Raw genomic sequence first — 19,398 nt, 5'->3', positions numbered from 1 at the left:
CTCACGATGGGGTGCCAGCAGCTTTGGCTAGACGAAATGCCTCGCTAAGCACGTCCCGGGCACCAATATGATTTGCCAGAATAAGCACAAGGCGCGCGTTCAAAGCGGTGCTTTGCGCTTCGCTCAGGCCCTCATGTGCGTTTAGCAGCTCGTTGTAGAAGCCATCCGGATCGATAATGTTTGGCTTGATTTCCAGCTTGGCGCTTGCAATCGTCATTGAGCGACCTCCTTGACTCTCTGCCCTATGGCTGTGCGCAAGGCCTGTGTGATTGCAGCCTCGCTATAGCTTTCAAAGCGTGCTGCGATGTGCTGATCTGGCCGGATGAGGTAGACTGCCTGCGCCGCCTCCCCCAAGTAGCGCTCGGCCAGCAAACTTTGCTCGCCAGCTGCGGTGGTCAGGCACAGGCTCGCAACAGAAATGCCCTCAATCTCGATAGAAGCGGGCAGATCAACATTAATCCCAAGAAGCTGGAAGTTATTGCCCAACTGATCAAGCAGCCAAGCCTCTCCTAGCGGAGCATCGCTGGCAGGGCTGCCCGGCCTGCTACGCCTTGGCATTTTTTCACAATCGGCACCATTGAGCTGTGAGCCATCATAGGTGCTTGGTACAGAAAGACGGCCGGAATTTACCAAGGGCCGTGCAAACGCAGCTTTCTCAGAAAGCTGTAGCACTGCGTCACGGAAAGTGCGGCTCATCGCAGATTTTGGTGTGATAAAGTCTGTTGCCCGGGAGGAATTGAGAATATTCTCATCCGCAGCCAAAATGCGCTCATCGTCATAGGTATCCAGCAGGGCTGCCGGTGCCTTGCCATCTATCACCAGCTTAAGCTTCCAGCACAGGTTATCAGTATCTTGCAGGCCGGAATTTGCGCCGCGGGCACCGAAGGGGGAAACCTGGTGAGCGGCATCACCTGCGAACAAGACACGCCCATGGCGGAACTTCTCCATGCGGCGACATTGGAAGGTATAGATTGACACCCACTCGAGCTCGAAGTCTACATCTTCGCCCAGCATGGCCTTCAACCGGGGAATGACGTTTTCCGGCTGTTTTTCCTTCTCTCGGTCGATATCCCAACCAAGCTGCAGATCAATCCGCCAAACATTGTCGGGTTGTTTATGCAGCAGTGCAGATTGCCCTTTGTTAAAGGGTGGATCAAACCAGAACCAACGTTCTGTCGGGAAGTCGGCCTGCATCACCACATCTGCAATAAGGAAGTTATCCTCGAACACCCGGCCAACGAAATCCAAGCCAAGCAGGGCGCGAATTGGCGAGGCAGCTCCATCACAAGGGATGAGCCAATCGGCGCTCAAGGTGTAGGGACCTTCCGGTGTTTCTACTGTTAAATCAACCCGCTCGCCCGACTGAGCAACTTTGGTAACCCTGCTTTTGCCGCGCAGTTCGATAGGTTTGCCTTCCGCCTGCAGATCGCGCAACCGCTCCACCAGATATTGTTCAAGGTAGTATTGCTGCAAGTTGATAAAGGCGGGCCGCTTGTGGCCTTCTTCCGGCAGAAGATCGAAGGAATAAACCTGGCGATCTTCAAAGAAGACCTTGCCCATATTCCATTGCACGCCTTTTTCTACGAATTTGTCACCGCAGCCAAGGCGATCGAGAATTTCCAAGGGGCGCTTGGCATAGCACACGGCGCGCGAGCCCCAGCTAACGCGGTCATTCTCATCCAGCACCAACACCGGCACATCTTGCTGGGCAAGATCAATTGCAGTAGCAAGACCGATTGGCCCCGCTCCGACAACAACCACCTGATGATGTGCTGGCTCGGCGCTATCCTGATCTACTGATCGCTCATAGGGGTACAAAGGGATTTCAAATATATGCGTCATATGCGCTGCCTCCCAACAGCCACCTTCCTGCAGGTCCGCTAGCCCTGCAGGGCCTCCCAAAGCTCGCGATCACGATCAGCTGTCCAAATGCGTGGCGTATCGATATCCAAGGCCTCGTCATAGGCTCTGGCCACATTGAATGGCAGGCAATGCTCGTAGATCGCGTAGTCTTTAAACTTGGGATCACACTCAGCACGGACAGCATCCCATGCCTCTTTAAGCGAACCACCACGCAAAGCCACTTGGGCGGCGGGTTTGTAGGTTGAGGTGACAAAATCCTTGGTAGAATCGAGGGCCGCATTGACCATGCTCTGCCCAACAAGCGCATCGCCGCGCCCTGGGGCTATGGCATCCAGATTAAACCCGCGGATTCGCTCCAGCGTTGTTGGCCAATCATGGAAGTGGCCATCACCGCAGTAACAGGCCGAGTGATACTCGACTATATCGCCAGTGTACATCACGTTTTCATCTGGCACGTAGGCGACAATGTCTCCTGCGGTATGTGCGCGCCCAAGATGCATGAGATCAACGCGACGATTGCCAAGGTAAACTGTCATCCTGTCGTTGAATGTGGTTGTTGGCCACGTCAATCCCGGGATGCTCTCATGGCCCTCAAACAAGCGCGGGAAGCGCTCGAACTCGCTGGCCCAGTCTTCCTTACCGCGCTCGGCAACCATAGAGCGGGCCTTTTCTCCCATAATGATTTGCGGCGACCCAAATGCTGAGGCGCCTAACACACGCACCGCGTGGTAGTGCGTGAGCACCACATGGCTGATGGGCTTATCGGTGACGGAACGGACGCATTCAATCACCTTGTTCGCCAGCTTCGGGGTGGCTTGCGCTTCGATGATCATGACGCTGTCATCGCCGATAATCACACCGGAATTAGGATCTCCTTCGGCTGTGAAGGCGTAGAGATCGCGGCCGACTTCGGTGAAGGAGATTTTCTTCTCGGTCAGATCGCCAGCGGATGCGAAAGTTTTTGCCATTGTTTAGGCCTCTTGCGTTAATTTACTAACCGGCGCATGAGCCGGGGCTGGTGTGATTGTGCCTGAGCAGGAACCAAAGCCGATGCGGTAGCCATTGCCCTGTGCCCAGCCGGTCAGAGTGACCGTGTCGCCATCCTCAAGGAAAATGCGCGACGTAGCATCGGCTAATTGCAGAGGCTCCTTACCACCCCATGTCAGCTCCATAAGCGAACCGAACTCGCTCTTTTCAGCGCCGGAGATTGTGCCGGAGCCTAGCAGATCGCCTGTGTTCATCTTGCAGCCGCCAATGGCGTGATGCGCCAACTGCTGGGCGGCCGAATAATACATGCGGTTGTAGTTGGTTCGGGTGATGCGGGTGGGTGATGCAGCGCCTTCGGGCTGTAAATAGGCCTCCAGCTCGATATCGTAGAGCATTGGGCCGGGTTCGTGGAGGTAGGGCAGCAGCTCCTTTTCGCGCGGAGGTGTTGCGCAGCGAAACTCTTCAAGGGCCGCTTTGGTGACTACCCAAGGGCTGATAGTGGTAGCAAACGCCTTTGCCTGAAACGGCCCCAGCGGCTGGTATTCCCACCCCTGAATATCTCGGGCGGACCAATCGTTGAGCAGCACATACCCGAAGATCATGTCATCCGCCTGCTGGACGCTGATAGGCTCGCCCATGCGGCTTGGCGTTGCAACAACAGCGCCCATCTCCAATTCCATATCAAGGCGGGCGCATGGCTTGAACGATGGCACTTCTGCCGTTGGTGCCTTGACTTGACCTAGTGGCCGACGCACATCATGCCCAGAAGCGACAACCGTAGAAGCGCGGCCGTTATAGCCGATCGGGATATGCAGCCAGTTGGGCGGCAGTGCATTTTCCGGCCCGCGCAAAATGCTGCCAATATTCATGGCGTGCTGTTTTCCGGCGTAGAAATCAGTGTACTCAGCCACTTGGAAGGGTAGGAAAAGCTGTGCCTCAGCCATCGGCACAAGCGCACGCTCGCAGTGAGTTGAACTTTCTCTTAGCACTGGGTTGCCGTTTTCACGGAACAGCTCTTGCAAGCTAGAGCGCACATTATCCCATGCCGCTGCGCCTAGAGACATGAAGGCATTGAGCTGCGGCTGATTGAATACCGGCTCATCGGCGGCTTGCACGAGACCTTCAGCTTCCAGAAATGCCAGATCAATAATGCACGAACCAAGGGCGACGCCGCAGCGTGGTTCCTCCCCTTTACGCGCAAAAACGCCATAGGGAAGGTTCTGAATTGGGAAATGGCTATCCGCTTCGTTGGCGGAGAGAACCCAGCTTTGCATATCTCACCTAAAATAAGGTTGTCAGGACGTGTGTTGGTGGCGTGGAACTCATGAATATATGCGAGCGCAAATTCACGTTGTCGTTCACGCCATAAAATTAGTTTCATATGTAACTTTGTCAATTACTTGCGCGATCATTTTGCAGTTTTTTCGATACTACTTTAGTTCAACGTATCCTTAAATCATTGTTTATATTATGTTTATCATATTGAATTTTGAGAAAATGATAAATTGACTTTTAGTTTCACTTGATACTATCAATGGCACAATATAAGTATGCATAAGTACATTGCACGGTATCAACGGGCCACAAATGGCGCTAACAGACAGAAAAAGAATGAGCGAAGCTTTCAATCTTGCCGGTTTTTTTCCCTATCAGGTGCGGGTGTTTTCAACTGTCATCAGTGAAACCATCGCGCAGGTTTATGGCGCGAAATACGGACTTAGCGTGAGTGAGTGGCGCACCATGGCAATCTTGGGCAGTCATCAGGCTTTGTCTGCTAGCGAGATTGTTGCCCGGTCGAGTATGGACAAAGTCAGTGTTAGCCGCGCTGTTCAGAGCCTTCGCAAGATCGGATATCTCAAACGGGATATCGATGGGGATGACCGTCGCAAATCCGTATTGCGATTAACCGAAGACGGGCAAGCTGTGTTTGCTTCGCTCATCCCTCTGGTTCGCGAAGTGGAAAAAAAGCTGCTGGAGCCACTTGAAAAGGGCGAACGCGCACAATTGGCACAGCTAATGCAAAAGGTGCAGGCACAAGCTTTTGCCTTGCAAGGAGAGTTGCGCAGTCAAGAGGCTGAGACCCAGGACACCTAATTAGGTGCGGGCGCTTGCTGCAACCCATGGGGGAGGATAATGAGCGGGATCACACTTTACGATTACTGGCGCTCCTCTGCCAGCTACCGCGTTCGGCTTGCGCTTGCCGTTAAAGGGCTGGAGTATAGGACGCATCCGGTAAATCTGCTGGTGGGCGCACATAAAGCAGCGCCGCATCTACAGCGCAATCCGCAAGCTTTTGTGCCAGTTATGGAGATTGAAGGGGTGGAACTCACCCAATCTCTGGCGATTATTGATTATCTTGAGGAGCGGTTTCCCACGCCGGCCCTCTTGCCTGAAGACTTTCTTGAACGGGCACAGGTGCGCGCCCTTGCGCATGCCCTGGCCGTTGATATCCACCCGGTTTGTAACTTAAGCATCGTGAAGGAAATAGCTCTGCTAAGCGATGCAGGCGATGAAGCAAAGAAGGCATGGATGCAGCGCCATATTCGCCGCGGCCTCTGCGCCTTTGAAAAGCTGCTCGAACGCGGCAAGCCGGGGCGCTTTTGTTTTAAAGACAGGATTGGCTTAGCGGATATTGTGCTGTTGCCGCAGATCTACAATGCAGACCGATGGAGCGCAGAACGCAGTGACCTACCGCTTATTTGCGGGATCGTCGAGCGATTACAGCAGGAAGAGGTCCTGCAAGCAGCGGCGCCACGTGAACCGTTGGGCACCACGACGCACTAATTAAGTACGCATGGATGTTTTGCGAGGATAGCCGAGCGATTTAATCTGGTGGAATTTGCGATTGAATGCGCAACAGCGTTTTGCGGCGCTACAACACTGGCCTAAAGTGCACTGGACCCAATTCCAGACACCTGAGCTTGCCATGATAACCAAACCCCGCCATTTTCTTGAGGATGTCTTTGCCCATGCAATTGCAGCGGCGCAACCAAGCAAGCGCCTCCCTGCTTTTTTACCGGAGCCGCCTGAGAATGGCCGCACTCTCGTATTTGGCGCTGGCAAGGCAGCAGCAGCCATGGCCCAAACGCTGGAGACCCACTGGAACGGCCCTTTGAGCGGTTTGGTTGTCACCAGCTATGGCAGCCGCAGCCCTTGCCAGCATATCCAGGTGGAAGAAGCGGGGCACCCTATTCCCGATGAGGCAGGTGCACGCGCTGCGACGCGCATGCTTGAGCTGGTGCAAGGACTGAGTGATCAGGATTTGGTTATTTCTCTGATCTCCGGCGGTGGCTCTGCCTTGCTGCCGCTGCCGCAGTACGGACTGTCTTTGCAAGAAAAACAACGCATTAGCAAAGACTTACTAAAAAGCGGCGCACGCATTGGCGAAATTAATTGCGTACGCAAACACCTCTCCCGCATTAAAGGTGGGCAGTTGGCGGCCGCGTGCGCCCCGGCAAGACTGGTGAATTTGATGATCTCCGATGTGCCGGGCGACGCCGTGAGTGACATCGCTTCGGGGCCTACTGTTGGCGACCCGACAACTTGCAGAGACGCACTGCAAATTATTGATCGCTATGGCATTTCTATCGGCTCACCTTGGCGAGAGGCTTTGCGAAAAGGGCAATTTGAAACAGTCTCGCCAAATGATCCCCGGTTAGCCCGTGTTACGAGCCACCTTATTGCCACACCGCAGCAAGCGCTGGAGGCAGCCGCAGCCTACGCAGAATCGCAGGGGGTGGCCACCTACATCCTTTCTGATGCTGTGGAGGGTGAGGCGCGTGATGTTGGACAAGTTCATGCCGCGATTGCCCGGCAAGTTGCTAAACATGGGCAACCCTTTGCACCGCCATGCCTGATTTTGAGCGGAGGAGAAACCACAGTAACTGTAAGCGGCAAAGGGCGCGGCGGACGCAATGTAGAGTTTTTGCTCTCCTGTCTGCAAGCTCTTGGTGGAATGGAAGGTGTTTACGGCCTAGCAGCAGATACCGACGGGATCGACGGGAGAGAGGCGGTTGCAGGTGCCGTGTTTGGGCCAGACACATTGGCCCGGGCTTTCTCACGTGGGCTGTTGCCGCAAGCGGCTCTGGACAACAACGACGCGCACCATTTTTTCGAGGTGCTTAACGACCAAGTGATCACTGGAGCGACTCACACCAATGTCAATGATTTCCGAGCGCTACTTGTGCTTGAAAGGTTATAGCGCCTTGCACTTTCGACAATCTCATTGTTAAAATCATCACCAAAGTCGACTTTTTTGTAAATTTTGCTAGGTTTTAACTTATAATTCTTCAAAGTTAAGATCCCGCTGCTAAAAACGCGGAGGGACCCGATGGCAAAAGATATTATTTTGATTGGTGCGCCAATAGAGACAGGCACGCATCTGGCTGGTTGCCGAATGGGACCGGATGCACTGCGCTGTGCCAAGCTTGGCGAAACTCTGGAGGCTCTTGGCAATCTGGTTTGCGACTGGGGCAACTTACGGGTCGTGCCTGAAAAAGGGCCCGTACACCCCAACAAGGCCATTCACGATCTTGACGAAATCGTTGCGTGGACCAAGGCCCTACAAAAGAAAACAGCAGAGGCAGCCCGGGGCGGCAGCTTCCCGATTATCATGGGGGGAGATCATTCTCTCGCTATGGGTAGTGTAAGCGGGTTGGCGCAAGTGGCCAAAGAGCAGAATCGGCCATTTTATGTACTCTGGCTTGATGCACATCCTGATTATCATATGCTTGAAACCACGAGGAGTGGCAACTTGCATGGCACTCCCGTTGCTTACTACACAGGCAGAGCAGGGTTTGAGGGCTATTTCCCGCCGGTTACAGCGCCGGTTTCTCCAAAAAACATATGTATGATGGGCCTGCGCAGTGTAGACGATGCAGAACACGATTTCCTGCAGGAGGACGGCGTGTTGGCCTATGACATGCGGGCAATAGATGAGCAGGGAGTTTCGAAGCCTCTGCAAGATTTCTTAGAAAACGTAAGAGACACCAACGGGCTCTTGCATGTTAGTTTTGACGTTGACTTTCTTGAGCCAGACATCGCCCCTGCGGTTGGTACGACGGTGCCCGGCGGCGCCACTTTCCGCGAAGCTCACCTGATCATGGAGATTCTGGCGGACAGCGGATTGGTTAGCTCACTTGATTTGGTGGAACTTAATCCATTTCTAGATGAGCGCGGTAAAACAGCAAGCCTGATGGTTGATTTCGTCGCCAGCCTATTTGGCAAGCGTGTGCTGGATCGACCAACCCGCCCTGCACATGGGCCGTTTATGTCATAATTGTAAAGCGACACTGCCAAAGATGTCGGATAGTCAGCTTTACACAACCATTAGGTGTATATAAGTGTAAAGCAACCTCATAATGTTGCTGGCTCCGCTGCCCCGCCGCTAGAGGATACCCTCTTTACCCCTTAAGCAGCGGAGCCCACCCTTTCCCAAAAGACAAATGAGCGCGTATTCTCAATAGAGTTTTACGATGCGTCGCTTGAGGTTATTTCTCTTCATCTATGCTCTGTGTTGTCCCTGCGGGATTTACAGATTGCACAAAGCTGGCTAGGAAACGCTACCTTTACCAACAAGAGCCTCTCCGTATGTTTGCGCCAGCCTGTAAGAAGATCTTTTTTGATACCGTTGAGTTGTACAAAGTTCTGCTAAAGGCCATGGTGCCGACAATTGTTCTTGTCAAGTTTGCGGTTGAGATCGGGGCGCTTGACTATCTTGCGCAGCTTCTTGGGCCCGTCATGGGGGCGCTGGGGCTTCCCGCAGCCGCGGGTATCGTCTTTGCTTCCGGCTTGCTGGTTAACAACTATGCCGCCTGCGCTGCTCTGGTGGCAATCCTCCCCTTCACACCGCTCTCTGTGGCTCAGGCAACCGTGTTGCTTTCCATGGTTATGTTCGCCCACGCGCTGCCAGTGGAACAAGGGATTAGCCGCAAGGCTGGCATTAGCTTTGTATTTTCGTCCGGTCTCAGGTTTCTTACCGCTATTGCTTACGGCGCATTGCTTCACTTCATCTATAGTAGCACGCAGACCCTACAACATCCGCTCGACCTTTCATGGATGACGGTGAACACCGGCAGTGAAGACCCCCTGACAAGCTGGGCCCTCTCCAACGCATCCCTGTTGTTCTCGCTGTTTTGGGTGATTTTAGCGCTGGTTGCACTGCTGCGCGTGCTGGATCATTTCAAAGTGACCGAGTTTTTAGCGCAGATATTTTCGCCATTTCTTAGCATTATGGGCATCAGCAAAGCCGCAACTAACATCACTATGATTGGGGTGTTGATGGGCCTTTCTTACGGCGGAGGCCTGATCATCAAGGAAGCTAAAGAGGGCCACCTCGGAGCGAGGGATGTGGTGCTTTCCCTCTCCTTTATGGGCATCTGCCACGGATTGATTGAAGACCCGTTGTTTATCATGGCATTTGGCGGGCATTGGAGTGGTGTTGTCGTTGGCCGATTTGTGTTCTCAATTGTGGTTATGATTGCGCTTAGCCGACTGCTGGCTCTGATTCCTGACAGCACCTTCGAGCGGCTGTTTTATCGCCCTTCAAAAGACACTACAGCGAGAGAAGCAACCTAGGCCCGTGTCAAACGGTATTGCTGCCGATAAGTCGAGGGACTGATACCCAGATGCCGTTTAAAGTGATGACGCAGTGTAATCGCGCTGTTGAAGCCTGCATGAAAAGCGACCGCATCCAGCCCCATATCGTAGTGCGTTTCTAGCAATTCCTGCGCTTTTTGCAATCGGAGGCCGCGGATCCACTCCCCAGGAGGTTGGCCCAAGTGCTCTTTAAACTTGCGCAGAAAGGTACGGCGCGACATGCCAGCATGCTCAGCCAACTCCGCAATCGAGTAGGCCTGTTGCAAATTGGCTTTTTGATACTCGATTGTTTCCTGCAGCCGTTTTGAAGGGTTTTCGGGCAATACCGGCTGCGAGTGAACTTGGACTTGAAAGCCTTCTCTTAGAGAGGGAACCACTAGTCGCTTGGCAACTGCATTTGCTTTTGCTTGACCATAAAACAGGCGGGTTATGTGCAAGCACAAGTCCAACCCAGCCGCACTGCCGGCAGATGTTAAAACAAAGCCACACTCGACATAAAGTGTGTTGGCCTTGTAGTTTATTTCTGGGAAGGAAGCGATAAACTCATCGGCATAACGCCAGTGGGTTGTCGCGGACTTTCCGTTCAGCAACCCTGCTTGCGCCAAGAGAAACGCCCCTGAGCAGATGGAGGCGACACGGGTACCCTTGGCTGCAGCGTCTTGCAGCACCGCAATTAAATCCGCTGGGGGCTTTGCGGCAAGATCCCGCCAGCCGGGCACGATTATAACATCCGCATCTTTCAAGGCAGCGCGATTGGGCTTGGCGAAGAACTCCATTCCATTTGAAGCGATCAGTGGCGCTGGATCGACAGCGACTGTTTCAAAACTGAACCAGTCACCTGCAAACTCTGGCCGCGGGAGGCCAAAAACCTCATAGGCCATGCTGTATTCGAAAAGGCACAGCCCCGAATAAGCCAAAGCGACAACACGGTAGGTTTTTGCCACACCTGTTCTCCAACATCATCAAGATTGGCACTATCCTATCGAATAATGCATTTTGCGCCACTCATTTTACATGGGCATCATGCTTATGCTCTGTTCATCAACTCAAAAGATGGAGAGACCAATGGGCAAGGCAACTGAGTACCCCGCAGCAGATTCGCTAAGCGCAGCAGCACATTTTTCTAAGTTGTTGGCATTTGAAACCGACTGCAGTGATGTACACCAAGACCTAGAAACCGGAGCAGGCGACTTTATTTTGCTTGATGTGCGCGGAGAAGATGCTTTTGCTACCGGGCACATTGAGGGCGCAGCCTCGCTTCCACACTCCCAGATTTGCAGCAAGGCAATAGAGCCATTTAGTGCCTCTGCCTTATTGATCGTTTATTGTGCAGGGCCGCACTGTAACGGAGCAGACAAAGCGGCGCTTAAACTGGCAGCGTTAGGGAGAAAAACCAAGAAGATGCTCGGGGGCGTACTCGGTTGGCAGTCAGAAGGATTTGAACTGGTGGATGGCATCTAGCTTTCTAGCTTAGTACGCCCAAAAAGGAATAGTTGCCCGCCGATAGTAATCAGCGGGCAACTAGAAATCACTGCTTCTTATTGAAAATGCGGCCAAAAATGAGAGGGCCGTGACGATTTTCCATAATAGCGGTGATACGCCAAGCGACGTTTGGATGGGAGCTACCAAAGTTGGCGATCAAGCTCCAGAAGCTGCCTTTGTTTACTTGTTCGCAACGATACTCCTGCGCATTCACATCAAGGTTATGGTGTTTTCCAGCGGCAAGCATAAACAACCCGCGGCAATCATGGTCGCCTGTAAGCTTGTAACCGACTTTGTCGCAGCCGTATTCCGCAGCACGTGACATTGGCAGACCAATCAACCACGCAATTCCGGGCAGCATCGAAAGCGTGCGGAAAAATGCATAGAACAAAGTGACATGGCCGAAGCGGATATGACCCAGCTCATGACCAAGGATAAAGCGCAGGGCTGTTGGATCTGCCCCGTTGAGCGCCTTGGTTACAACATCCGAATACACCATGCCGTATTTGCGGTAGCCGGGGACACAGGTTGCATAGGCGTTGATTTGGCCATTCCCGTTAATCATATAGAGCTCGGGCGTGACCTTCATGCCAAGCTCATCAGCAAGCTCTTTCCAATGCTTGTAGAGCTGCGGAAATTGACGCTCTGTCACATGGATTGCGTTTGAGCGCGCGTGGCCATAGCCCTGCCCAAAGCTCCAGAACATAAACAGGATAAGTCCAATCGGCGCTATCAACACATACACAGTGTCTAGCTCTTCAAGGGTTTCGACCAGCTCTCGCTCTTCCTGATCCAGCGCCTGCCAGATTTGCGGGTCCGTCATTTCTTCCGCTTCAGGATTATCAAGCCGATACTCTACAATTTGCTCTTGCTTCAACTCTGCAACAAGCTCTTCACCCCCCAGTGAAAAACCCAGTGTCACAAAGAAAAACACTACTGTCAGGATAACAGAGAGAAAAAACAGCGGACGCTCCTTTGGATGGCGGAGCTTTTTGATGTCTTTATCACAAACAGAACACATTTTACCTACCTCTTTTCCAAGGTTCTACGCGTCTAAGCCAGTGCCTGTTGTGCTTTAGGGAACAGTCATCTAGTTGAATGTGATCACCCTACCAGATTTTTTGTAATTATTTTTCACTATTTGTCGTTATTCAACCACACAATCATTGCGAAAACCTACAATCACAGACATAATCACTGTTGTTGATGTGAATTTTTTTCAAAAGGATGCTTGGAGAATATGCAACAGGTCGTAGAGTGGATCGCGGCAGACTGGGGGACTTCCAATCTGCGTGTTTGGATAGTCGATCAGCAAGGCAGCGTGATCGCTGCCCACAGCTCCGCAAAGGGCATGGCCGCTCTTACCAGAGATGAATTTGAACCCGCCCTTCTTGAGCTTATTGAGCCTTATCTGAGCCCCGAGCGATGCACTCCCGTGCTTGCTTGTGGCATGGTTGGGGCAAAGCAAGGATGGTGCGAGGCGCCTTATACCGCCGCCCCCTGCCAACCCGGCAGCCTTACAGGTGCGGCAAACCCCGACCTCACCGACAAGCGCATAACTGTCAAAATTCTACCGGGCGTTAAACAGAACAGCCCTGCAGATGTTATGCGCGGCGAAGAAACGCAGATTGCTGGCTTTCTTCGAGATATGCCCGAGTATCACGGCTCCCTTTGTTTACCTGGAACGCATAGCAAGTGGGTTGAAGTTGCCAATGGCCGCATTGTAAGTTTTGCGACGTTTATGAGCGGAGAGATGTTTGCTTTGCTCGGCTCGCATTCAGTTCTACGTCACGCTGTAGAAGATGGCACATGGGACCGGCGCGCATTTGTTGAAGCAGTTGGAGATAGCTTTACCGCACCAGGCGCAACAACCCGAGCGCTGTTCTCGATACGGGCCAGCTCACTTTTGCACGGTGTTTCGCCAACGCATGCTCGCTCTCGCCTTTCCGGACTGCTGCTTGGGGTAGAGCTACATGGCGCAGAGCATTATTGGCGCGACCAGAACGTACATCTAATCGGTGACCCTAGTCTATGCGAGAATTACCAAGTCGCATTGAGAGAAGTCGGTAAGGAAGCCGGAATTGTTTCAGGTGAAGCCCTTGTATTATCAGGCCTTCGTTCTGCATTTAAGGAGTTAACAGCGTGAAAAGAGAGATAATTGCAATCCTACGGGGTGTACAGCCCCATGAAGCCCTAGAGGTAGGAGCAGCTCTGGTGGAAGAAGGAATTAACCAGATAGAAGTGCCGCTGAACTCGCCTCAGCCGCTGAATTCCATTGCCCGTTTGGCAGAGGTGTTTGGCGATAAAATCATGATCGGAGCTGGCACCGTTTTAACGCGCCAGAATGTAGAGGACGTTCGCAGCGCAGGTGGATCTTTTGTCGTTTCGCCTGACTGCAACGCCGAAGTAATCACGGAAACCAAAAATGTTGGAATGCGTTCCATTCCCGGTGTCTTAACGCCAACAGAGTGTCTTACAGCGTTACGATACGGCGCGGACGGGCTTAAGTTTTTTCCCGCCTCGATTATCGGGCCAAGTGGGTTTGCCGCTGTTTCAGCTGTACTGCCAAAGGGCACCAAAACCTATGCTGTGGGCGGCGTGGGCCCGGCGAATTTTGCTGACTGGTTTGCAGTGGGTGTTACCGGATTTGGCATGGGCACTGGCATCTACAAACCCGGCATGAGCGCAGATGATGTGCGCAGGCGCGCCAAGGCTATTGTTCAGGCCTATAACAAAAATAATCTGTGACATTACTTTTCAAAACATCTTGAAGCTGCACTAGAATATTAATTCAACATAATTTAGATTTACAATTTACTATTACTATACTCCCTCTCAATACGAGGCTATTTTATATGAAGAACTTTTTTTCGATTTCCTTTGTTTTTATCATCCTCATTGCAGGCCTAATAGGTGTGTTCACACTTTTGTTTGCCAACGATCGCCAATTCGTACCAAACATACTTTTATCGACCGCAGCTGCTGCTTTCTATAGCCTGGTCGCCCTGTCATGCATCTTTCATTTTGGAGGAAGCATTCACAATCTTGCTATAGGTGGGCTTGCATTATGCTGCCTTGCTCTAGCTCACGCTCTCTACACTTCTTGGTTCGGTGATGCAGGAAACAACGTAATTCAAAATAGAATTGCTCTAGGAGTAGCTTGTTTAGCCCTACTTTATGTTAACCTAGTTCTGCTGATAAAACCGCGCAGCGTCCGCGTCCGCGTCCTTATTGCAATCGCAGTTGGTAGTGTCGCCCTAGATATATTCATTGCTATACCAAGTATATACTCTCCTCTATCTAGCGGATTTGTAGTTATTGGTATTCTCACGATAATAGCCACGTGCTCCACTATTGCAGCAGTGGCACTGAACCTATCTATACACGATTAATGTATTGAGAATGAAAAGCATGGCGGAGAGTGAGGGATTCGAACCCTCGGAACGCTTGCGCGCTCAACGGTTTTCGAGACCGCCCCGTTCGACCACTCCGGCAACTCTCCGCGTATGGTGTGATCGTGTGGGCCGCACAATAGCCAGCGGCTACAAAAATCGCAAGGGGTGAGAAAGACTTACACGCTTTTCCCACAAGCGCGGTGGTTTTGACAAGCCAAAGTGCGGGCGCGCAGTTATACCGCCCGCCCGCACACTCTTTTCCAAGCTCAAGCGGATTGAACTTCCTGCAGGAATTCATCTATCTTGCGCGAAAGTTCCTCGGCATTTTTGGAAAGAATATCCGCCTGCGAACCAACATTAGTAGCAACTTCGGCACTGTCCCCAATAGACGCGACCACGCCGGACATCTCTTGCTCACCTGTCTGCGACTGAGTCGAGGCCTCGGCGACCGAGCGGGAAATCTCTGCAACCGTCGCCGATTGCTGTTCAACTGCAGCGGCCACTGCTGATGATGACGTTGCAAGCGAGCCCATCATATTTGTCACCTCAATGATGGATTCGACTGCTTCACCAGACGCCGTCTGGATCGACGTAACCTGCTGCGAAATTTCCTCTGTTGCAGTAGCCGTCTGGTTTGCCAAACTCTTTACTTCAGAGGCAACAACAGCAAAGCCTTTACCCATCTCGCCAGCACGTGCAGCTTCAATTGTCGCATTTAGTGCCAACAAGTTGGTTTGATCGGCGATGTCCTTAATCATCTCCACAACTTCACCAATACGTTGCGCGGCATCCGATAGCGTCGTCACTGTTGCAGATGTCGCCTCGGCCTGTTGCTGAACCTGAGCAGCCACTTGATTTGACTGATTTGCCTCACCTGCGACCTCGCGAATGGACAGCGAAATCTCTTCACTTGCCGAGGCTACGGTTGCGACACTCTGTGTTGCCATAGAGACAGCCTGACCTGCATTGGAAGCCTGACTGGAAACCGCATCTACAGATGTTTGTAGTGTTGCAGAGGCATCTCGCAGAGAGCCGACAGACTTGTCAAACTGACCGATTGACAGCTGCACTCCAGTTTCGAAGCCAGCGACGGTTTGGCGCAGCTGCTTTTCTCGTTTAGCGCGGCGCTCGTTTTGCTGATCACGTTCGATGTTAAGGCGCTCACGCTCGCGCGCATTTTCCTGAAAAACAAGTAGTGTACGCGCCATCGCGGCGAACTCGTCTTTACCCTTAGTGCCTTTGATCTCATGATCAACGGAGCCATTAGCAAGACTGATCATCTCCGAACTCAGACGACGGAGAGGTCGCGTAATGAAGAAGCCGACAACCAGTGCCAAAACAAGAATCACAAAACACGAACCAAGTGCACCGATGACAAATACATGGCGGAAACTAGAATAGGCTTCGTCAAACTCTGCCTGCGCCTTTGCTGCACTTTTTTCCGCATTTCGGACCAGTGAGCGCACAGCCGGCGTTGCCGCAGAAATGTGATTGTTGGCGCGCTGACGCAGAGCTGCTGCCTTTTTACGAAGGCCATCAATACTCTCAACAGCTCCGACATAGGCATCCCATTTTTCAGTAATTGCCTTTTTGGCCTCCTTGGTAAGGGCAATACCAGCGACTTTGCTTGCGCCTTTTTTCAAGGCCGCATCAAACTGTTCTCGCTCTTTTTCGAAGCCTTCGGCAACAACCGACCAGTTCAACTTATCCATTTGCAGACTCACAATTGCCAGCGAGGATAATGAAGGGTTCATGGGGTTTTTGCGACGCTGCGCTTGCACTTCCTTTTGCAAAGCCGCACTGGCAGCATAGACCGCGCCTTTAGCACCCTCAGAATTACTAAAGCCGATTTCAGTGACGGTGTCTACTGAGTACGCAAAAGCTTCAAGGTAGGCATCGATTCGCTCTTCGATTCGATCCAGCGAGCGTCGCTCACCCTTACCCATGCTAAGCTCTTTAACCTCAGCCACTTTCTTGTGTGCACTATCAACCGCGACCTGGGCTAGCTGCTTTGCATATAGATCCGGCGAGGCCTCAAACTCAGTATTGATGAGACGAAGTCGCTCGGTGATAGAACCAATTTCAATAGCATCTCTGGCGATTTCGCTATAAATCTTCGCCTTTTCACGGCTAAGCTGGTTTTGCTGCTGGAGGTCATTAAACAATACAATTGCGATTAACAATACCGCAACTGGTAGCAATCCCAACAACATAATTCTTGTCACGACTGAATAGAGCCAAGTCAAAGAACCCAGCTTTTTTATTAGTGCACGCATTCACCCCACCCCTAGAAGTCTGTCGCTTCCTAAATATAGACCATCGACGCTTTCATAACAGAATTTTCAACAATCGAGGGTTGAATTTCATCTATTTGTCTTGGATTTGCACCATTATTTCCCTCCATTTGCGGAGAAGCAATATTTTATTTTTATTAAGACTCTGCGATTTTTTAAATAAAATTCTAAACGACAAGCAAATTAGTCGCTTGTGAGCAGCGTGATTTCTTCAAGGCTCGTTTTGATGAAACAGTTTCAGGTATTGAGCGTTTGAACCTGTTTAGATGTGATCGCGTTGCTCACCACAGACCAATATTTGGTGGCGTATGCTTTTGCTCTTTATGAGGCCTGTTTGATTTGTAGGGAAAGTCCCTTGACTCCCGCTGTTTAGAAGGTATATTCCGCGAGCTTTAATTTAGCGGGTTCGCCCGCTTCATTGCGCTGCTCGAGGCTACTTTCTGGTTGCACGCTCTCATTACTCAAAATTCCAGAGTTTTGGACAGATTGTCGATTACTCCTGAAATCCGATGGGACGACTACAGCGGGAAAGGCCAAAGACCGCCACAGCGCGGCGCCGAAGAGCGCGCGTATTAATAAAAGGACGTGAACAATGTTCGCAGTCATCAAAACCGGTGGCAAACAGTACACCGTTGCTGCTAACGATCTTCTGAAGATCGAAAAAGTTTCTGCCGAAGCTGGCGAAACCGTCGTATTCGACGAAGTTCTGGTTGTTGGTTCTGAAGGTGATACCACCATCGGCGCCCCTACCGTGGAAGGCGCATCTGTAACCGCAGAGGTTGTAGAGCAGGGTCGTGATCGCAAGATCATCATCTTCAAAAAGCGTCGTCGCCAGAACTCCCGTCGTCGCAACGGCCACCGTCAGGCTTTCACCACCGTTCGTATCTCCGAGATTTTGACTGGTGGCGCAAAACCGGCTAAAAAAGCAGCAGCCAAGAAAGCTGAAGCAGCTCCTGCAGGTGCAGACGACCTGAAGAAGTTGAACGGCCTTGGCCCAGCAATCGAGAAAAAACTGAACGCAGCTGGCCTGACCACCTACGCTCAAGTTGCAGCTCTTTCTGCTGACGATATCGCCCGCATCGAAGAAGAACAGGGCCTGAAAGGCCGCTTCGAACGCGACAACTGGGTTGAACAAGCTAAGGAACTGGCTGCTAAGTAAGCAGTTCAGGACACGCTTAAGAGAAAAAACGAGGTTTCGTTATGGCTCATAAAAAAGCTGGCGGTTCATCCCGCAACGGTCGCGATACCGCGGGCCGTCGTCTAGGTATCAAAAAATTCGGTGGTGAAGTTGTTGTAGCTGGCAACATCATTGCACGTCAGCGTGGCACAAAATGGCACCCTGGCAATGGCGTTGGTATGGGCAAAGACCACACCATCTTTGCAACCGTTGATGGCAATGTTTCCTTTGCAACCAAACGCAATGGCCGAACTTACATTAACGTGATGCCAGTGGCGGAAGCCGCAGAGTAAAGCCGACGTGATCAAATCAAACCGTCGGCGTCTCATCGACCCGGCGGGATGAAGATCCGGCACTAGATCGAAAGATCAAAAGGGAAGATGGGGCGCCATCTTCCCTTTTTTCATTTCTACCTGCCGGAGAATTATCATGGTTATCGAATACGAGGAAATCCCAGAGGAAAGCAGTTGCATTGCGGCCGGGTTGCCGCAGGACACCGCGCGTCTGCGCATCGACACAGCGCGCAAGGATGATATGGCCGACATCCTGTTTTTGGCCAATAACCGCAAGATTGCTGAAGCGCTTTCCAATATGCCGCATCCCTTCTTGCTTGAAGACGCCAAGGCAATTGTGACCCGCTCCCAGCAGAGCGGTCAGCAGCAGGCGCTCTTCGCGATCCGCATGAAGAACACTGGCCGGCTTATTGGTGCAGTGGGCTTCTCCCCCTCCCTTGATGAGCCGGGTGCCTTACATTTGGGTTACTGGCTTGGTGAACCGTTCTGGGGCGTTGGCTTTGCAACAGAAGCGGCGCAAGCCGTGATTGACTACGCGTTTGAAGCGTGTGGTCACGATGAGCTTGTCGCCAGTTGCCGCTTGACCAACCCTGCGTCCAAACGTGTGCTAGAGCGCTGTGGCTTCCAATTTCAGGAACAGTCCATGGCGGCGTGTATGGCAGCCAGCGGGCGCGTTGCTGTCGAACGTTTCAGTTTAAAGCGCAGCACATGGAAAGCCTTAAAGCGCTGGGGGGCGCGTAATAATGAGAGAGCAGAAGCCTTCGCGATTGCATGATGTGCAACTACGCAACCTTCGAGCTGCAGATCTTGAGGTGTTCTGGAACTTGGGCTCTTGCAATTATAACGTGGTGCGCTGGCTCACCGGCGCACCGTGGCCGCCTCAGCGTAGCAATGCCGAAGATTTCTTTTCGCAGCTCTCCAGCGCGCCTTACCCGCTCGCTCCCATTCGCCGCGCCATTACGGTAGACGGAGCATTTGCAGGCACCATTGAACTCGCGTTGCCTGGCGACCTTGATGACCTCCCGCAATTGCCAACACTTGGCTATTGGCTGGGTGAGCCGTTCTGGGGCAAGGGCTTTGCCAGCCGTGCTGTGCGTCTAATCCTGCAGCAGGCGTTTGCAATTGAGGGTGTAGGCACAGTTGCTGCGCGCGCATTTCAAGATAACGCCGGTTCGCTTAACGTTCTTTCCAAGACTGGATTTAAGATAGTTGGGGCCTGCGAGCGCTACAGTAAAGCCCGCGGAGAAACCGTGGCTTGCCATATTTTGATAGTTACTCATGACGATTTTCTTGAAACAATAGGATCATAG

At 52.1% G+C, this 19,398-nt stretch carries 20 protein-coding genes and 1 tRNA gene; 13 read left to right on the top strand and 8 right to left on the bottom strand.

The genetic code is table 11. The features are described from left to right. Position 1: 1 nt before the first annotated feature. The 4 genes from AYK82_RS03980 to fahA are packed head-to-tail and all read right to left on the bottom strand — an operon-like array spanning position 2 to position 4,124. Positions 2–217 carry a DUF2783 domain-containing protein gene (locus AYK82_RS03980; protein ID WP_068311590.1) on the bottom strand — a complete coding sequence of 72 codons (216 nt, stop codon included), beginning with the start codon at positions 215–217 and terminating at the stop codon, positions 2–4. Beyond that, the gene (locus AYK82_RS03975; protein WP_068311588.1) at positions 214–1,842 is read right to left on the bottom strand and encodes an FAD-dependent oxidoreductase; all 1,629 of its coding nucleotides are present in this window, start codon (positions 1,840–1,842) and stop codon (positions 214–216) included. Before AYK82_RS03975 ends, AYK82_RS03980 begins: the two co-directional genes overlap by 4 nt. A gap of 38 nt (positions 1,843–1,880) precedes the next feature. After that, on the bottom strand, positions 1,881–2,831 hold the full coding sequence (locus tag AYK82_RS03970) for an MBL fold metallo-hydrolase (RefSeq protein WP_068311586.1): 951 nt from the start codon (positions 2,829–2,831) through the stop codon (positions 1,881–1,883). 3 nt (positions 2,832–2,834) lie between these two features. Beyond that, the gene (gene fahA / locus AYK82_RS03965) at positions 2,835–4,124 is read right to left on the bottom strand and encodes a fumarylacetoacetase (protein ID WP_068311584.1); all 1,290 of its coding nucleotides are present in this window, start codon (positions 4,122–4,124) and stop codon (positions 2,835–2,837) included. Positions 4,125–4,461: 337 nt separating this feature from the next. Here fahA and AYK82_RS03960 point away from each other — a divergent pair, with 337 nt between their 5' ends. From AYK82_RS03960 to AYK82_RS03940, 5 genes are all read left to right on the top strand, one after another. After that, entirely contained in the window at positions 4,462–4,944 is a 483-nt protein-coding gene (locus AYK82_RS03960) for a MarR family winged helix-turn-helix transcriptional regulator (protein ID WP_208976373.1), read from the top strand. A gap of 39 nt (positions 4,945–4,983) precedes the next feature. Then, positions 4,984–5,634, top strand: a complete 651-nt coding sequence (gene maiA, locus AYK82_RS03955) for a maleylacetoacetate isomerase (RefSeq protein ID WP_068311580.1) — start codon at positions 4,984–4,986, stop codon at positions 5,632–5,634. A gap of 142 nt (positions 5,635–5,776) precedes the next feature. Beyond that, on the top strand, positions 5,777–7,051 hold the full coding sequence (locus AYK82_RS03950) for a glycerate kinase type-2 family protein (RefSeq protein WP_068312015.1): 1,275 nt from the start codon (positions 5,777–5,779) through the stop codon (positions 7,049–7,051). A gap of 129 nt (positions 7,052–7,180) precedes the next feature. Continuing rightward, positions 7,181–8,128 carry an arginase gene (gene rocF / locus AYK82_RS03945; RefSeq protein WP_068311578.1) on the top strand — a complete coding sequence of 316 codons (948 nt, stop codon included), beginning with the start codon at positions 7,181–7,183 and terminating at the stop codon, positions 8,126–8,128. Positions 8,129–8,439: 311 nt separating this feature from the next. Continuing rightward, a complete protein-coding gene (locus tag AYK82_RS03940) occupies positions 8,440–9,426 on the top strand; it encodes a nucleoside recognition domain-containing protein (RefSeq protein ID WP_208976372.1) in 987 nt (328 codons plus the stop codon). Here AYK82_RS03940 and AYK82_RS03935 read toward each other — a convergent pair. After that, complete coding sequence (locus AYK82_RS03935) at positions 9,423–10,391, bottom strand: helix-turn-helix domain-containing protein (protein WP_068311576.1); 969 nt, start codon at positions 10,389–10,391, stop codon at positions 9,423–9,425. The genes AYK82_RS03940 and AYK82_RS03935 overlap by 4 nt on opposite strands. A 121-nt stretch (positions 10,392–10,512) precedes the next feature. Between AYK82_RS03935 and AYK82_RS03930 the strand changes: the two genes are divergently transcribed. Beyond that, entirely contained in the window at positions 10,513–10,908 is a 396-nt protein-coding gene (locus AYK82_RS03930) for a rhodanese-like domain-containing protein (protein ID WP_068311574.1), read from the top strand. A 67-nt stretch (positions 10,909–10,975) separates the two neighbouring features. Here AYK82_RS03930 and AYK82_RS03925 read toward each other — a convergent pair whose 3' ends face one another. Next, a complete protein-coding gene (locus AYK82_RS03925; RefSeq protein ID WP_068311572.1) occupies positions 10,976–11,950 on the bottom strand; it encodes a M48 family metallopeptidase in 975 nt (324 codons plus the stop codon). 219 nt (positions 11,951–12,169) lie between these two features. On the opposite strand from AYK82_RS03925, the gene AYK82_RS03920 reads away from it, so the two are divergent. From AYK82_RS03920 to AYK82_RS03910, 3 genes are all read left to right on the top strand, one after another. Then, positions 12,170–13,075 carry a 2-dehydro-3-deoxygalactonokinase gene (locus AYK82_RS03920; RefSeq protein WP_068311570.1) on the top strand — a complete coding sequence of 302 codons (906 nt, stop codon included), beginning with the start codon at positions 12,170–12,172 and terminating at the stop codon, positions 13,073–13,075. Continuing rightward, a complete protein-coding gene (locus AYK82_RS03915; RefSeq protein WP_068311568.1) occupies positions 13,072–13,677 on the top strand; it encodes a 2-dehydro-3-deoxy-6-phosphogalactonate aldolase in 606 nt (201 codons plus the stop codon). The genes AYK82_RS03920 and AYK82_RS03915 overlap by 4 nt, the downstream gene beginning before the upstream one ends. 107 nt (positions 13,678–13,784) lie before the next feature. Further along, positions 13,785–14,321, top strand: a complete 537-nt coding sequence (locus AYK82_RS03910; RefSeq protein WP_068311566.1) for a hypothetical protein — start codon at positions 13,785–13,787, stop codon at positions 14,319–14,321. Between the two features lie 20 nt (positions 14,322–14,341). Here the strand turns inward: AYK82_RS03910 and AYK82_RS03905 are convergent. Both AYK82_RS03905 and AYK82_RS03900 read right to left on the bottom strand, forming a co-directional pair. After that, positions 14,342–14,431 (bottom strand) — tRNA-Ser (locus tag AYK82_RS03905). A gap of 159 nt (positions 14,432–14,590) precedes the next feature. Beyond that, a complete protein-coding gene (locus AYK82_RS03900) occupies positions 14,591–16,600 on the bottom strand; it encodes a methyl-accepting chemotaxis protein (RefSeq protein WP_068311564.1) in 2,010 nt (669 codons plus the stop codon). A gap of 610 nt (positions 16,601–17,210) precedes the next feature. Between AYK82_RS03900 and rplU the strand changes: the two genes are divergently transcribed. The 4 genes from rplU to AYK82_RS03880 all read left to right on the top strand — a co-directional run bounded on the left by rplU (position 17,211) and on the right by AYK82_RS03880 (position 19,398). Beyond that, positions 17,211–17,777 carry a 50S ribosomal protein L21 gene (gene rplU / locus AYK82_RS03895; protein WP_068311562.1) on the top strand — a complete coding sequence of 189 codons (567 nt, stop codon included), beginning with the start codon at positions 17,211–17,213 and terminating at the stop codon, positions 17,775–17,777. 41 nt (positions 17,778–17,818) lie between these two features. After that, positions 17,819–18,088 carry a 50S ribosomal protein L27 gene (gene rpmA, locus AYK82_RS03890; RefSeq protein ID WP_068083430.1) on the top strand — a complete coding sequence of 90 codons (270 nt, stop codon included), beginning with the start codon at positions 17,819–17,821 and terminating at the stop codon, positions 18,086–18,088. A 136-nt stretch (positions 18,089–18,224) separates the two neighbouring features. Then, entirely contained in the window at positions 18,225–18,863 is a 639-nt protein-coding gene (locus AYK82_RS03885) for a GNAT family N-acetyltransferase (RefSeq protein WP_068311560.1), read from the top strand. Beyond that, positions 18,832–19,398: a GNAT family N-acetyltransferase gene (locus tag AYK82_RS03880; RefSeq protein ID WP_068311558.1), complete on the top strand. Its 567-nt coding sequence runs from the start codon at positions 18,832–18,834 to the stop codon at positions 19,396–19,398. Before AYK82_RS03885 ends, AYK82_RS03880 begins: the two co-directional genes overlap by 32 nt.

The sequence above is a fragment of the Polycladidibacter hongkongensis genome (assembly GCF_001561995.1).
GTDB lineage: Bacteria > Pseudomonadota > Alphaproteobacteria > Rhizobiales > Stappiaceae > Pseudovibrio > Pseudovibrio hongkongensis.
This window is presented reverse-complemented; position numbering and strand designations above follow the sequence as displayed.

Coding starts and splice junctions, on each gene's coding strand:
- AYK82_RS03960 (WP_208976373.1), top strand. CDS start 4,462: ATGAGCGAAGCTTTCAATCTTGCCGGTTTTTTTCCCTATCAGGTGCGG.
- AYK82_RS03940 (WP_208976372.1), top strand. CDS start 8,440: ATGTTTGCGCCAGCCTGTAAGAAGATCTTTTTTGATACCGTTGAGTTG.
- rocF (WP_068311578.1), top strand. CDS start 7,181: ATGGCAAAAGATATTATTTTGATTGGTGCGCCAATAGAGACAGGCACG.
- AYK82_RS03880 (WP_068311558.1), top strand. CDS start 18,832: ATGAGAGAGCAGAAGCCTTCGCGATTGCATGATGTGCAACTACGCAAC.
- AYK82_RS03920 (WP_068311570.1), top strand. CDS start 12,170: ATGCAACAGGTCGTAGAGTGGATCGCGGCAGACTGGGGGACTTCCAAT.
- AYK82_RS03930 (WP_068311574.1), top strand. CDS start 10,513: ATGGGCAAGGCAACTGAGTACCCCGCAGCAGATTCGCTAAGCGCAGCA.
- AYK82_RS03900 (WP_068311564.1), bottom strand. CDS start 16,600: ATGCGTGCACTAATAAAAAAGCTGGGTTCTTTGACTTGGCTCTATTCA.
- AYK82_RS03970 (WP_068311586.1), bottom strand. CDS start 2,831: ATGGCAAAAACTTTCGCATCCGCTGGCGATCTGACCGAGAAGAAAATC.
- AYK82_RS03950 (WP_068312015.1), top strand. CDS start 5,777: ATGATAACCAAACCCCGCCATTTTCTTGAGGATGTCTTTGCCCATGCA.
- fahA (WP_068311584.1), bottom strand. CDS start 4,124: ATGCAAAGCTGGGTTCTCTCCGCCAACGAAGCGGATAGCCATTTCCCA.
- AYK82_RS03975 (WP_068311588.1), bottom strand. CDS start 1,842: ATGACGCATATATTTGAAATCCCTTTGTACCCCTATGAGCGATCAGTA.
- maiA (WP_068311580.1), top strand. CDS start 4,984: ATGAGCGGGATCACACTTTACGATTACTGGCGCTCCTCTGCCAGCTAC.
- rpmA (WP_068083430.1), top strand. CDS start 17,819: ATGGCTCATAAAAAAGCTGGCGGTTCATCCCGCAACGGTCGCGATACC.
- AYK82_RS03925 (WP_068311572.1), bottom strand. CDS start 11,950: ATGTGTTCTGTTTGTGATAAAGACATCAAAAAGCTCCGCCATCCAAAG.
- AYK82_RS03980 (WP_068311590.1), bottom strand. CDS start 217: ATGACGATTGCAAGCGCCAAGCTGGAAATCAAGCCAAACATTATCGAT.
- AYK82_RS03885 (WP_068311560.1), top strand. CDS start 18,225: ATGGTTATCGAATACGAGGAAATCCCAGAGGAAAGCAGTTGCATTGCG.
- rplU (WP_068311562.1), top strand. CDS start 17,211: ATGTTCGCAGTCATCAAAACCGGTGGCAAACAGTACACCGTTGCTGCT.
- AYK82_RS03910 (WP_068311566.1), top strand. CDS start 13,785: ATGAAGAACTTTTTTTCGATTTCCTTTGTTTTTATCATCCTCATTGCA.